Source organism: Micromonospora sp. WMMD710, from assembly GCF_029626045.1.
In the GTDB taxonomy this organism is placed as follows: domain Bacteria; phylum Actinomycetota; class Actinomycetes; order Mycobacteriales; family Micromonosporaceae; genus Micromonospora.
In genome coordinates, this window is sequence record NZ_JARUBD010000001.1 from 750,725 (window position 1) to 764,869 (window position 14,145).

Annotated in this window: 10 protein-coding genes; 5 read left to right on the forward strand and 5 right to left on the reverse strand. The window is 73.8% G+C overall.

All coding sequences use genetic code 11. The annotated features are described in order from the left end of the window. Window positions 1-4: 4 nt before the first annotated feature. From O7620_RS03590 to O7620_RS03600, 3 genes are all read right to left on the reverse strand, one after another. Window positions 5-502, reverse strand: a complete 498-nt coding sequence (locus tag O7620_RS03590) for a nitroreductase family deazaflavin-dependent oxidoreductase (RefSeq protein WP_278121849.1) — start codon at window positions 500-502, stop codon at window positions 5-7. A gap of 126 nt (window positions 503-628) precedes the next feature. Further along, window positions 629-1,606, reverse strand: a complete 978-nt coding sequence (locus O7620_RS03595; RefSeq protein ID WP_278121850.1) for an SEC-C domain-containing protein — start codon at window positions 1,604-1,606, stop codon at window positions 629-631. A 96-nt stretch (window positions 1,607-1,702) separates the two neighbouring features. Then, entirely contained in the window at window positions 1,703-3,169 is a 1,467-nt protein-coding gene (locus O7620_RS03600) for an MFS transporter (RefSeq protein WP_151490073.1), read from the reverse strand. Between the two features lie 218 nt (window positions 3,170-3,387). On the opposite strand from O7620_RS03600, the gene O7620_RS03605 reads away from it, so the two are divergent. Beyond that, window positions 3,388-3,963 carry a TetR/AcrR family transcriptional regulator gene (locus tag O7620_RS03605; protein ID WP_278121851.1) on the forward strand — a complete coding sequence of 192 codons (576 nt, stop codon included), beginning with the start codon at window positions 3,388-3,390 and terminating at the stop codon, window positions 3,961-3,963. A gap of 8 nt (window positions 3,964-3,971) precedes the next feature. On the opposite strand, the gene O7620_RS03610 is transcribed toward O7620_RS03605, so the two are convergent. Continuing rightward, entirely contained in the window at window positions 3,972-5,327 is a 1,356-nt protein-coding gene (locus tag O7620_RS03610) for a pentapeptide repeat-containing protein (protein WP_278121852.1), read from the reverse strand. 204 nt (window positions 5,328-5,531) lie between these two features. Between O7620_RS03610 and O7620_RS03615 the strand changes: the two genes are divergently transcribed. The 3 genes from O7620_RS03615 (at window position 5,532) to O7620_RS03625 (ending at window position 9,105) form a co-directional block, all read left to right on the forward strand. After that, window positions 5,532-6,317, forward strand: coding sequence for an alpha/beta fold hydrolase (locus O7620_RS03615; protein WP_278121853.1), 786 nt, complete (start codon window positions 5,532-5,534; stop codon window positions 6,315-6,317). A 173-nt stretch (window positions 6,318-6,490) separates the two neighbouring features. Then, window positions 6,491-8,701, forward strand: a complete 2,211-nt coding sequence (locus O7620_RS03620; RefSeq protein ID WP_278121854.1) for a M48 family metalloprotease — start codon at window positions 6,491-6,493, stop codon at window positions 8,699-8,701. A gap of 11 nt (window positions 8,702-8,712) precedes the next feature. Then, window positions 8,713-9,105: a hypothetical protein gene (locus O7620_RS03625; protein WP_151490078.1), complete on the forward strand. Its 393-nt coding sequence runs from the start codon at window positions 8,713-8,715 to the stop codon at window positions 9,103-9,105. 24 nt (window positions 9,106-9,129) lie between these two features. Here O7620_RS03625 and O7620_RS03630 read toward each other — a convergent pair whose 3' ends face one another. Beyond that, complete coding sequence (locus tag O7620_RS03630) at window positions 9,130-10,002, reverse strand: aldo/keto reductase (protein ID WP_278121855.1); 873 nt, start codon at window positions 10,000-10,002, stop codon at window positions 9,130-9,132. Between the two features lie 176 nt (window positions 10,003-10,178). Here O7620_RS03630 and O7620_RS03635 point away from each other — a divergent pair, with 176 nt between their 5' ends. Further along, window positions 10,179-14,135: a CHAT domain-containing protein gene (locus O7620_RS03635; protein WP_278121856.1), complete on the forward strand. Its 3,957-nt coding sequence runs from the start codon at window positions 10,179-10,181 to the stop codon at window positions 14,133-14,135. The last annotated feature ends 10 nt before the right edge of the window (window positions 14,136-14,145 follow it).

The following is a 14,145-nucleotide window of genomic DNA, read 5'->3' on the forward strand; positions in this document are numbered from 1 at the left end:
CCGGTCATCCGCTTTTCTGGCTAGAGCCCTCAGCCGGTTCGGCGGGTGACGCGGACCGTGGCTGGCGTTCGATGACGACGACGGGGATCTCGCGGTCGGTCTCCTTCGCGTAGCGGGCGTACGTGGGGAAGACCTTCGTCATCACCGGCCACAGCCGGACGCGTTCCTCGCCGGTCGCGGTCCGGGCGCGGCCGACGATCCGCTCCGCGCCGACCTGGATCTCCACCGTCGGGTCGGCGCTCAGGTTCAGATACCAGGCGGGGTGCTTGTCCGCGCCTCCGTTGGACGCCACCAGCAGGTGTTTGTCGCCGTCGCGGCCGTACATGAGGGCGGTGCGGCGCAGGGTGCCGGTCCGGCGTCCGCGCGTGGTGAGGAGCAGTGAGGGTACGCCCTGGTAGGTGCCGCCGTCGGCACCGTCGGTCTCGACGTACCGCCGGATGTGCTGTGCCACCCAGCCGACCGGGCTGTCCTCGATCACCTCGTGCTGTTCCTGTGCGGTCACGCCATCGCCTCTCTCACCGAGCCCTGGCACGCCGACGTGGAAGGGGCCCAACGGCGTGATGCCTGTGAGGCATCAATATGACTCACAGGCATCAGACGCTCAAGGGGACCGGCCCCGGCGCGCCGCTCAGTCGCGGGAGCGCGGCAGGCAACACTTCTTGTACTTGGCGCCGGAGCCACACCAGCAGGTGTCGTTGCGGCCGGGCGGCCAGGCCGTCACGCCCGTCTCGTCGAGGCTGTCCGCGTACTCGTCGAGGGTTTCCTCGTCGATGGGGTCAGTGCCGGCGAAGGCCGCCAGGCCCTCGACGGTGCCGGCGACGACGCCCAGGTCGGCGCCGCCCAGCCCGGAGGCTTCGGTGAGGGCTCGTTCGATCTGGGTGCGGTGCTCGTCCCAGGTGGCCGGGTAGCTGTCGGTGAGCGCCGGCCAGCGCACGAGCAGGGCGTCGAATTCGGCCTGCGGCCAGTACAGGAGCGTGGCCGGGCCGTCGTCGAGCGCGTCGAGGGCGTGGTTGCCGGCGGCGCGCAGCCGGTCGGCGAGGTTGTCGTACTCGTCGTGGGGGAGACCCTGCTCCTCGCGCAGGTCGTGCCGGCGTTGGGCCAGTCCGTAGATCATGGCGGCGGCCTCGTCCTGGGCGTCCTCGGACTCGTGCTGCTGGGTCCGGGTCCGTTCCAGGATCGCGTCCAGTGCTCCGGTGAGCCACTCCAGGGCCGCCTCGGCGTGGCCGGACTCGGCCAGCTCGTCGATCAGGTACGTGGCGTCGGGGTTGGTCTCCAACAGCGGGCGCAGTTCGGTCAGTTCGGCCAGGCCCTCGTCCGTACGGCCGAGGCGCAGCAGCAGTCCGCCGCGCACCGCTCGGGCGTACGCGTCCTCGTCGGGTTGTTCGGCGATGGCGCGGGTGGCCAGGGCGAGCGCGTCGGCCAGGTCACCCGCCTGCTCCAGGATGTCCGCGGCGACGAGCAGGGCGTACCCGGTGTCGTCGGGGTCGGCGACGCGTCCCTCGTCGACGGCACCCACCAGTTCGGCGACCAGCGCGCCCGGGTCCGGGCTCGCGGAGCCCAGAGAGCCGATCTCTTCGATTCGCTCGGCGGTCAGCAGTTCAGACATGGGCACATCCAGGAGACGACGAACGGGGAGCGGCCAGCGTACTCCCGGGCATGCCGCAGCCCGGGCGGCGAACCGCCCGGGCTGCGACAGCGAACCTCAGCGGGTCGCCGGCATGGTGGCGAACTCGCCGGCTAGCTCGGACTCGACGATCGTCGCGGTGGTCGGCCGGCGACCGGCCGACGCCCGCCGGGCGGACGGGACGGCCAGGGCCGCGAGCGCGGCGGCCAGGGCGATCGTGGTGAGGACGAGAAACCCCATCGTGAAGCCGGCCTCCCGGGGTAGGCCGCTGGCCTGCGGGTGGGCGGTGATCACGCCGCTGACCACGGCGGCGCCGATCGCGCCGCCGATGGTGCGGATGTTGGCGTTCATGCCGGTGGCCACGCCGGTCTGGCTGGCGGGCACGCTGGCGACGATCAGGTTGGCCATCGACGCGAAGGCCAGGCCGATGCCGAGACCCACCAGGCCACCGGCGAGGGCGACCTCCCAGCGGGTGTCGTGCGCGGCGGCCAGCATCGCGGAGGCGGCCACGTTGAACGCGGCGCCGGTGGCGAGCTGCGCCTTGGCGCTGAAGACGGACTGGAGTCGTCCGGCGATCAGGCCGGCGACGAACATCGCGACGAGCATCGGCAGCATGAGCAGACCGGCCTGGCTGATGCTGGCGCCGAAGCCGTAGCCGGCGGACGTGGGGGTCTGCACGAACTGCGGAAGGAACGCGTACACGGAGAACATCGACGCGCCGTAGAGCAGGGCGACCAGGTTGGTGGTCCAGACGCCGGGCAGGCGCATCATCCGCATGTCGATCAGCGGGTTGGCCGAGCGGATCTCGGCGACCAGCCAGCCGACGAACAGCACCACGGCGAGGGCCAGCAGGCCGAGCACCCGGGTGGAGGTCCAGCCCCAGGCCGCGCCCTGGCTGATCGGCAGCAGCAGCGCGACGAGCCAGCCGGAGAGCAGCAGGGTGGCGCGCCAGTCGATGCGCCCGGGGGTACGCACCGGTGACTCGGGGATGAACAGGTGCGCGGCGACGGCGGTCAGGCCGACGACGACCATCGGGATCCAGAACAGCCAGCGGTAGTCCAGCGTGGTGACGATCGGGCCGGCGAGAACGATGCCCAGGCCACCGCCGACGGCGACGATCGCCGAGATGGCGGCCACGGCGGAGGAGACCCGCGCGGCGGGGAACTCGTCGCGGATGATGCCGAACGAGAGCGGGAACACCGCGCCGCCGATGCCCTGCACGACGCGGGCGACGATGAGGACGCCGATGTTCGGTGCGATGGCGGCCAGCAGGCAGCCGAGCGCGAGCGCGGCGAGCGAGACGACCAGCATCCGCTCCTTGCCGACCATGTCGCCGATCCGGCCGAGGATCGGCGTGAAGATCGACGCGGAGAGCAGGTAGGCGGTGAGGACCCAGGTCACGGTGTTCTGGGAGGTGTGCAGGTCCTGCTGGATGGTCGGCAGCACCGGGGTGATCAGCGACTGGAGCATCGCGAAGAACCCGGCGCCGGCCGCGAGCACGCCGAAGGTGAGCCGACGCGAGCCGCGTCGGGAGGTCACTGTCACGAGAGAAAACTCCCTGATTACGGTACGGAACGAGGTTTGTCGCCCATCGTCCGTGACGGGCGGAGCTGTCGGGTCCGGGCGATCGGGTGGCCAGGCGGATCGGGCGGATCCCGAGGTAAGCTAAGCGGAGGGCTCCCTCCGGGCTTTCCGGAGGGGTGCCTCCACTAAGCTAGCGGAGGGTTGCCTCCGGATGCAACCGAGGTGAGGTGACGCACGTCATGACCAGCGCGGGGCAGATGCCCGAGGTCTTCGCGCAGCGGCCCAAGCGGGCCGACGCGCGGCGCAACTACGACGCCCTGGTCGCGGCGGCACGCGACGCGTTCGCCGAGCACGGCGCCGCCGCCTCCCTGGAGGACGTGGCCCGCCGGGCCGGGGTGGGCATCGGCACGCTCTACCGCAACTTCCCGACCCGCCGGCACCTCTTCGAGGCCGTGTACGTCGAGGAGGTCCGGGCACTGAGCCGCTCCGCCGAGGACCTGGCCGAGCTGCCCCCGTGGGACGCCCTCGTCGCGTGGCTGCACCGCTTCGTCGCGTACGTCGCCACCAAGCGGGCGCTCGCCGAGCAGTTGCTGCACGACTCGGAGATCTTCGCCAGCTGCCGCACCGAGATCTACGCCGCCGGGGAGCCGTTGATGCGCCGCGCGCAGGCCGCTGGCGTGGTCCGCGACGACATCGGCTTCGACGACGTGGTGCGGCTGATCAGTGGCCTGACCATGGCCCAGTTCCCCTCACCCGAGCAGCGCGACCGGGTCCTCGGTGTGGCCCTCGACGGGCTGCGCGCGCCGGCTCGCTGACCTGCCGCTCAGCGGTCGACCAGCAGCAGCCAGTCGTCGTCGAGTCGTTCGACCACGGCACCCGCCGGCCAGCGGTGAGCGGGATCGGCCACCGCCCGGGCCTGGTCGACCTGCGGTGGCCGGCTGAACCGCGCGTCGCGGAAGCTGGCCATACCGTGGAACCGGGCTCGGCCGAAGTTCGCGGCGTCGATGAAGCGGGCATGGTCGAACAGCGCCTCCGCGCCGAAGGCCGTCCAGCGGAACAGCGCCATGTTCGCGAAACGCACGGCGTGGAAGCTGGCCGACCCGCCGAACTCGGTGTGCTCCATCGACAGCCCACCGACGAACTCGGCCTCCCGGAACGCGGCGGTGTCCTCGAAGCGGGTCGCGTCGAAACTGGTCGGCTGGCCGAAGGTCGCCCGCCGGAATGAGGCCGGGCCGGCGAAACTGGACCGCCGGCAGGACAGGCCGTCGAACGTGGCACCGTCGAAGCTGGCCGAACCGCCGAAGCGGGCACCGTCCAGCACGACCTCCCCGTCGGCGTCGAGATCGTCGAAGACCACGTCATCGAAGACCGCCGCCGCGAGCAGGAGACGCCCCTTCGCGGTCGCACCCGCGAAGGTCGTCGTGCCGGTGAACGTCGCCGCGGTGAAGTTCGCGTCGACCAGCGTGCAGCCGGTGGCGTCGACGTCGACCAGGGCGGCGCCGGTCAGGTCCAGCACGACGTCGGGCCAGTGGTCCGCGCCGTCCGCGCGCAGGTGCCGGGTCAGGACCCGCTGCGCGGTGCGCCGGACCTCGGTCTCGCGCGGCTCGTCGTTCGGCGCCGGCATCCGCAGGTACGCGCAGAGCACCGCCACGATCGTCGGTCGCTGCGCCGGATTGTCCTGCCCGAGGCGTTCCAACGCGTGCAGTCCGCCGAGGCGTACGGCCGCACTGTCGTTGCCGAGCAGCTCGACCGCGCGGGTGTACAGCTCGGTGAGCCGGCGCTCCGCCGCGTCGTGTTCGGCCGCCCCGGACTGCCGGTCCTGGTGGCGCTGCGCGGCCTCGGCCACCGACTCGGCGTGCGCCTGCACCCGGTCACGGTGCGCCTGGTCCCGGGTGGCGACGCTCTCCTGATGCCGCTGCGCGCGTTCGGCGATCCACTGACGACGCGCGGCCAGCAGCAGGGCCAGTCCACCGCCGGTGCCGGCGACCACGGTCAGCCCGGTGCGGATCGCGTCGATGCGCAGGGTGGCGCGGACGTCCGGTTGGCCGGCCCGGTCGGCCTCGGCGAGCAGCAGGTCCAGGACCAGCCAGCCCAGGGCGGCGGCGAGCAGCAGGCCGACCAGGACCAGCCACCACGGCATCACCCGCAGCTGGCGCTCGGGGGGTTCGTCGGCAACCACGGCCACAGCATGCCAGCCGCCGGCTCCGTCCGATATGGAGAGCAGCGTTATGCCCGTTTGCGCCCTCGCCGGGACAACGGGTTACCGGCGCGTAACAAGTCATTGACGTTGCCGAATTGTTGCGGGCATCATCGTCGCACGGTCGACCGGACACCCCCACCCACCTGCCCGGTTCGCCGGGTGCCTCCCCCCGGAGGTGCAGCCATGCTGCTCCGAAAGACCGCCCTCGTCCTGGCTCTCGCCACCGCCGCCGTCCTCGCGACCACCACCGCGGCCACCGCCGCGCCCGTCGCCACCGCCACCGCCACCGTCGCCACCGCCACCGTCGCTGCCGCCAACCCGGTCATCGTGGTCGGCGGGCTCAGCGGTGTCGCCGTCGCGTACGAGCCGATCGCCGCCCGCCTGCGCGGCGACGGCTACCGGACCTTCATCTACCAACTGCCCAACCTGGGCCTCGGCGACATCCCCACCTCCGCCCGCGCCTTCGCCAGCTACGTCGAGCAGGTACGCGCCAGCACCGGGGCGTCGACCGTCGACCTCGTCGCCCACTCCGAGGGTGGCCTGGTCAGCCGCTACTACCTCAAACGGCTCGGCGGCACCGCCACCATCGGCCGGTACGTCAGCCTGGGCACACCGCAGTACGGCACCTACGTGGCGAACATCGTGGCGTTCCTGGGGCTCGGCAGCTGCGCCGGCATCGTGGCCTGCCAGCAGATGACCATCGGCTCGGCCTTCCTCACCGACCTCAACGCCGGCGACGACACACCGGGCGGGGTGCGCTACACCACCATCCGAACGCTGCAGGACGAACTGGTCCGGCCCACCGGGAACGCCGCCGTCAACGACGGGGCGACGAACGTGCTGATCCAGGCGTACTGCCCGCTGCGGGTCGTCGGGCACCTCGGCCTGGTGCTCGACGGCACCGCGTACACCATCGTGCGCGGCGCCCTGGTCGACGGCCCGGTGCGACCCAACTGCCTCGCGCTCTGACCCGGTCCGTGGAGGTGGTCCCGCAGGGGGCCACCTCCACGGGGCGTGCGGCGGCGAGTGTCGGGTGGACGACGATCCCGCGAAAGGGTATGGCAGACATCGGATGTCCTCGATAGCCTGCTCCGGCTGTCCAAAACGGACAGAGACGCGACCTGTCGGAAGGAGCAGCGGGCATGACCGAGCCGCACACCGCGCCGCCGGAGGGCACACCGCCGACCGTGCCGCAGCTCGACGTCCGAGCCGCCGAACCGCCGGCGGCCGACACACCGACACCCACCGGCGGATTCGCCGACCGGCCACCCGGCTATCCCAACGCGCTGGTCTGGCTGCGCGCCGGAATCCTGCGGGACTGGCGGGGTGTGCTCGGCGCCTTCGTCGCCACCTGGTTCTATCTGCCGGTCGCGCTGCTCCTGGCGTTCTGGGGCGGTCTCGCCTTCGCCGTCGCCGGGCTCTTCGCCGGCGGGTTCGGCACCGAGGACCAGGTGCCGTCGGTGCTGCGCGACGCGCCGCTGATCGGCTCCCTGCTGGACGCGTTCCTCAGCCGCTCCGGCGGGGTGCTCGGCGGCGTGGTCGGCTTCGTCGCCGGGTTTCTGATCGGCTTCCTCGTCGTACTCGTGCTGCCCTGGCTGGGGTCCGCCGACGAGCCCTTCGCGGTGATCACCGGCCTGGTCGGCACGGTCGGCGCGGCGGCGCTGATCGGGGTCCTCTACACGCTCTACCGGGTGCTGCTGGAACCGCGCCTGCTGGTGGTCTCCGGTGCCCGCCAGCCCAGCCGTCGTGAGGTCGCGCGGCTGCGCCCCGTGCTGGAGGACTGCGCGCGCCGGCTCGGCCTGCCTACCGTGCCACGGCTGCTCATGGAGGACGATCCCGTCCTGAGCAACGCCCGCACGTACGCCCGGCACGTGGTGGTCACCACCGCCGTGCTGACCGAACCGGACGACGAGGTCGCCGCGCTGCTCAGCCACGAGCTGGTGCACTGGCGCACCGGGGACGAGATCACCAGCGCCTTCGTCCGCGGTGTCGGCCTGCCGCTGACCCTCGCGCACGCCCTGCCGACCTGGCTGATGCGCACCTTCCCGCACCCGGCCACCAACTTCGTGGTCTTCGTGTTCTTCTGGCCGGTGCTGCTCACCATGCGGTACGTGGTGCTGCCGCTGCACGCCCGCGACGTCCGCGCCGCGGAGTACCGGGCCGACCTCGGCGCCGTGCTCACCGGGCACGTCGACGGGCTGCGGCGCATCCTGGAACGCCGGCTGTCGTTCGAGTCCGGCCGCAGCGGCTGGGACGAGGCGGTCTGCGCCACCCACCCACCGCACGAGCTTCGGCTCGACGCACTGGACCGGGCGTCGGTGGCCGGTGTGCCCGCCGGGGCGGGCGAGTCCGCCGCCGTCACGGCCGAGGGGCTGTTCGGCCAGTCCGGCCCGGTTGGCACCCGGCGTACCTGGTTGGTGGTCGGCGCCCTTCTGCTGGCAGCCTGCGTCGGCACCGGCGGGCTCGGCGTGGTGCAGTGGGCGTTCTTCCGGCCGCAGGCGGCGGTCGACGGGTATTTCTCCGCGCTCGCCGACCGGGACAGCGACGCCGCGCTCGGCTTCCTGGCCGATCAGAGCGGCGTCACCGACCGCAAGCTGCTCGCCCAGCTGCTGCGCGGCAAGGGCTACCAGCCGCCCACCGACGTCGAGATCACCTCGCTGGAGCGCGACGGCGACACCGCGACGGCCACGGTGGCGTACCGGCTGGCCGACGCGCCGCAGACCGCCACCCTGACCCTCTACCGCTCCGACGACGCCACCGCGGGGCTGTTCCACGGCTGGCGGTTGGGCGGCGGCCTGAGCCAGCTCGACGCGCCGGTCGCCGGCCCCGGGGTACGGCTCAACGGGGTGGAGCTGCCGGGCGCCACCGAGGGCCCTCCGCTGGCGCTGCTGGCGGGCACCTACACCGCGAGCGGCCCGTCCAGCGCGCTCAGCGAGACGCCGAACGAGACCGTGACGGTCGGGCCGGGGCAGAGCACGGCGACCCTGCAACTGGCTCCGGTGCTCAAGCCGGCGGCGCTCGAGGCCGTCGACGCCCGGGTCCGCGCGTGGTTGGACGAGTGCGCCAAGCAGACGGTCGTCGCACCGCCGGGCTGCCCGTTCCGCCACTACGGCGGCTCCACGCAGAAGGTGACCTGGAAGATCCTGGAGTACCCGAAGCTCGCCGTCGAGCTGACCGGCCCGGCCACCGCCCAGGTCGGCACTCCGTACGAGACGCAGGGCAAGGTGCAGGTCAGCGGCACCACCACGTACTTCGGCAGCAGCGCGCCGTTCACCGAGGAGGACGCGTTCACCGTCGCGGGCGTCGCCACCGCCGACGGGGACACCGTCACCTTCCGCCCCGCCACCAACTGACCGGAGAGATCGTGACCGACCGTGACGCCGAGGCCCGGCTGCCCGTCCGGCTGACCATCAACCCCCGCCAGCGGCAACCGCCACCGGTCGCCCTGCTCGACTGGATCCATCGCAGCCCGGTGTACCGGCCGGTGGTCCGTCCGGGTGGTGGCGGCGGGGGACGGCCGGGCTTCAGCGACGCGGTGATCATCGCGGTGCTGGCCCAGGGGCTGCTTCCGGGGTTGTTCAACCTGTTGCAGTCCTGGGTCGACCAGCAGCGCACCGAGGCCAGCATCCGGATCCAGGCCGGAGACACCGAGGTGGAACTGCAGGTGACCGGGCGCACCGACTCCGCCCGGCTGCTGGCACAGGCGACCGAGGCGCTGCGGGCCGCCCGGGATTCCGGGTCGGACGCCGCCGACTGACCCGGCGGCGTCCGATCCGGCGGGTCAGCTCGCCTTGCTCAGCGCGTCGAACTCGTCGTCGGTGAGTCGTACGTCGGCCGCTCCCACGTTCTCCTCCAGGTGCGCCACCGAGGACGTACCCGGGATCGGCAGCATCACCGGCGAGCGGCGCAGCAGCCAGGCCAGCGCGAGCTGCGCGGGCGTGGCGCCCTGCCCGGCGGAGATCGCGTCCAGCGGGCCGCCGGGCCGGGCCAGCTCACCGGTCGCGATCGGGAACCACGGGATGAACGCGAGGTCGTTGCGCTCGCAGTACTCCAGCACGTCCTCGGCGCTGCGGTTGGCGAGGTTGTACAGGTTCTGCACGGAGACGATCTCGGTGATCGCCCGGGCCTGCTCGATCTGCTCCACGCTCACCTCGGACAACCCGATGTGCCGGATCTTGCCCTCCTCGCGCAGCAACGCCAGCTCGCCCAGCTGATCGGCGAGCGGCACCTGCGGGTCGATCCGGTGCAGCTGGTAGAGCGGGATGCTGTCCAGCCCGAGGTGGCGCAGGCTCAGCTCACACTGCTGCCGCAGGTACTCCGGGCGACCCACCGCACGCCAGTCGCTGGGGCCGGAGCGGGTCAGGCCGGCCTTGGTGGCGATGACCAGATCATCGGCGTACGGGTGCAGGGCCTCGCGGATCAGCAGCTCGGAGACGAACGGCCCGTACGAGTCGGCGGTGTCGATGAACGTCACGCCCAGCTCGACGGCCCGGCGCAGCACGCGCAGCGCCTCCGCCGGGTCCTTCGGGTCGCCCCAGACACCCGGGCCGGTGAGCTGCATCGCCCCGTAACCGAGCCGGTTGACCGTGATGTCGCCGCCGATCCGGTACGTGCCGGACGCCTTCGCGGGCTGCTTACTGATATTGGTCGCCATTCGCGGATTCCCCAATCGTGTCGTCGCGGCGGGAGGCCAGCCACCCACCACCCACCTGATGATCCCCGAATCGCGCCGCGGTATCCCCGCAGGGTGGCGGATTGGGGTGTTGCTACCCCTGGCGTGCCGACTGTCCGGTCTGCTACCTCTGAACGAGGCCGCTCGGGGGAGGCGCGATGTGGCGACGGTTCAGACCCGATCCGGTACGCCGGCTGCGGGAGCGGTTGGACCGCTTCGTGGCCACCCGGAACCCCCGCGAGGTGCTCGACTCCGGGGCGATCCGCGACGCCGAGACGGTCATCGAGCTGGTGACCGCCACGCCGACGGACGGGCCCCTGCCGGAGCCGGTCGTCGAGGGCGTCATCCTGCTCGCCTGCCTGCACTCGTACCGCTACCAGCTGCTGCCCCCGGGTGAGGACGCCGACGACCTCGCGCAGGCCGTGCAGCTCACCGAGTTCCTGCTCCGCTTCGCCCCGCACCGGGTGCCGCCGTCGCTGCTGGCCGTCCTGGGCGTCGGCGGACCGGGTGCGGCCCGCGTCCCGGGCCCCCGCGACCCCGCCCCGCCGCGTCGTCCACCGCATCCCCGCCCGGCGGGCGACGCGGCCGGCGCACAGTACGTCGAGGCGGTCCTGCTGATGGGCGCGGCGGAGGCCAGCCACGACTACCGGGCCGCCGACCGGGCCGAGGCGCTGCTGCGGCAGGCGGTCGCCGGCACCCCGCCCGACGCGCCGGAGCGGCTGCACTACCTGTCCGCCCTCGGCAAGGTGCACCGCGACCAGTTCCAGCACCTGGGCCGGCGGCGCGCCCTGCCGGCCGCGATCGACGCGCACCGGGAGAGCCTGGAGTCCACCCCGGCCGGTGACCCGGAACGCCCGGTCCGGCTGTTCAACCTCGGCAACGTCCTGAGCGACCGGTACGAGACCGACGACGACCCGGCCGACCTGGACGAGGCGATCACCCTGCTGCGCGACGCCGCCCGGACCGCCGGCGCGACCGCACCGGTGGGGGCGATGGCACGCACCAACCTGGGGCAGCGGCTGCGCGACCGGTGGCGGCTGCGTGGGCGCCCCGACGACCTCGACGAGGCGGTCGACGCGTTCGGCGCGGCCCGCGACAGCGGCGATCCCCGGGTCGCCGCACTGCACGGCACAGCCCTCGCCGAACGGTTCCTGCGCGACCGGGCGACAGCCGACCGGGACGCCGCGATCGACGCGTACCGGTCGGCGTTGACCGGGTTCGGCGGGCTCGCACCGGACCTGGCCGGCACCGCGCACGCCGGGCTCGCCGCCCTGCTCGCCGTACGGCATGAGGCCGACGCCGCCCCGGCCGACCTCGACGCGGCGATCGAGGCATATCGGGCGGCGGGCGCCGCGTCGAGCCACGGCGGGGCGGACCGCGACGGGGCGCGGCACGCGCTGGCCGGGCTCCTGGTCACCCGGTACGAGGTGCGGTGGCGCGTCGACGACATCACCGAGGCGGTGCGGCTGCTGCGCGACGGTGCCGCCGCCGCGCGGGGCGACTCGGCCACGCGGGCCCGCCGGCTCGCCGACCTCGGCTACGCGCTGGGTCGGGGGCAGGCGGACCTGGGCGGCGCGGACGCCCTGCGGGCCGCCCGTGACGCGCTCACCGAGGCCGAGTCGCTGCTGCCCCGCAGCAACCCGCTGCGCCACCAGGTGCTCAACAATCTCGGCAACACGCTCCGTGAACTCTCCGACCTCGCCGGGGAACCGGCGCTGCTGGAGCCGGCCGCCGTGGCACTGCGGACCGCGGTGGCCGCCGTCGCGCCGGACGCCGACCTGCTGCCCCGTTACCGCTCGAACCTGGGCCTGGTGTTGCAGGCCCTTTTCACCTCGACGCAGGACCTGGCGACGCTCACCGAGGCCATCGAGGTGCTGGCGCAGGCGACCGAGACCACGCCGGTTGGGCACCCGGACCGGTTGCTGGCGCTGACCAACTACGGCTCCGCGCTGAACCGCCGGGTCGAAATGGCCATCGAGGGTGCGCTGCCCACCGGGGGTGCGCCCGCCGACCAGGTCACCGCCCGTGTCGCCGGGGACTCCGACGCCGCGCTCACCGCGTTGCGCGAGGCGGCCGAGCTGGCCGAGCGGGGCGCCGCACCAGCCGAGTACGCCCAAGCGCTCGGCACCCTTGCCCTGGCCCACCTGCTGCGGCACCGGCTGCGCGACGACCCGGCGGCGCTGGACGAGGCGATCGGCCTGCTGGAGCGGTTGGACGAGCTGCCATCGGCCGACGTGGACCGGCACCGGATCCGCACCAACCTCGGTAACGCCCTGCTGCTGCGCTTCGAGTCGGTCCACGCCGTGGCCGACGCCGAGGCCATGCTGGCCGCGTACCGGGGTGCGGTCGACGTGCTGACCGCCGAGCATCCCGCCCGCACCATGTGCCTGAGCAACCTCGCCACCGCCCTCGAAGCGGTCGCCGAGGCCGGGGCCGACGGGTCCGCCGCGCTGGCCGAGGCGACCACCGTGCTGCGTGCCGCCGCCCAGGTCGAGGCCGCGCCGTCGCTGCTGCGCGCCAGTGCGGCCAGCCGGTACGCGGCACACGCCGAGGCGGCCGGTGACCTGCCGGCGGCCCTCGACGGGTACGCCACCGCGATCGAGCTGATCGACCTGGTGGCCTGGCACGGTATGGACCCCGACGACCAGGCCCGCCTGCTCGGCCTGTTTCCCGGCCTGGCCAGCGACGCGGCGGCGGTCGCCATCGCCCTCGACCGGCCGCAGCGCGCGGTCGAGCTGCTCGAGTACGGCCGGGGCGTCCTGTTGACCCGGGCCCACGACGCGGGCGCCGACCTGGCCGCACTGCGGGCCCAGGCACCCCGCCTGGCCGCTCGGCTCGCCGAGGTGCAGGCCGCCCTCGACGACTTCGCCGTGCCGCCGTCCGGTGCGGTGTCACCGCCGGGCGGGGCGGGGCCGGCCCCGGAGCGGCGCTACGACCTCGCCGTACGCCGGCGCGACCTGTTGGTCGAGATCCGCGACCGGCCCGGGTTCGCCGACTTCCTCCGCCCGCCGCCGTTCGCCGCGCTGGCCGGCGCCGCCGTCGGCGGTCCCGTGGTGCTGGTGAACGTGGCCGCCCGGCGCTGCGACGCGCTGGTCGTCGCCGACGGCCGGGTCGAGCTGGTGCCGCTGCCCGAGCTGACCCTGGCCGAGCTGGTCGACCGGACGGCGGGTTTCCTGACCGCGATCGCGGTGCTCACCGGCCCGGCGGCGCCGGAGGCCTCGGAGCCGCAGACGCAGCGGCGTCGGGCGGCGGCACGCGCCGAGGTCGGCCGCACCGTGGACTGGCTGTGGCGGGTCGTCGCCGCACCGGTGCTCGACGCGGCCCTGCCCGACACGGCGCCGTCCGACGCGGGCTGGCCGCGACTGTGGTGGTGCCCGACCGGGCTGCTCACCCTGCTCCCGTTGCACACGGCCGGCCCGCTCGACGGCGGCGACGGGGTGCTCGACCGGGTGGTGCCGTCGTACACGGCCTCGCTGCGGGCGCTGGCGCACGCCCGCCGTGGTGCGCCGACCCGACCCGAACCGGTCGACTCGGCGCTGGTGGTCGGCATGCCCCGGACCCCGGGCCTGCCCGACCTGCCGGGCGTCGGGCGCGAGGAGGAGATCGTCCGCCGGCACCTGCCCCGGGTCCGTTCGCTGCTCGGCCCGTCGGCCACCCCGGCGGCGGTGCTGGCCGCGCTGTCCGACCAGCCGGTCGTCCACCTGTCCTGCCACGGCACACAGGACCTGCGGGCACCGGCCTGGGGGCGCCTCGCGCTGGCCGGGGGCGCGCTGCACGTCCGTGACCTGTGGCGCACCGCCGGCAACCCGGCCGCGCTGGCCGTCCTCTCCGCCTGCGAGACGGTACGCGGCGGGGCGGCCCTGCCCGACGAGGCGCTCACCCTCGGCACCGCGTTCCAGCTCGCCGGGTTCCGGCAGGTCATCGGCGCGCTCTGGTCCATCTCGGACGCGTTGACCGTGCGGCTCTGCGCCGACGTGTACGACGGCCTGGCGGTGCCCGGCGGGATCGCACCGGACCGGGCGGCCGCGGCCCTGCACCAGGCGGTCCGTCAGCTCCGCGCCGCCCTGCCCGGGCTACCCGACGCGTGGGCGGGCTACGCCCACCTCGGCCCCTGACGAGCCCCGG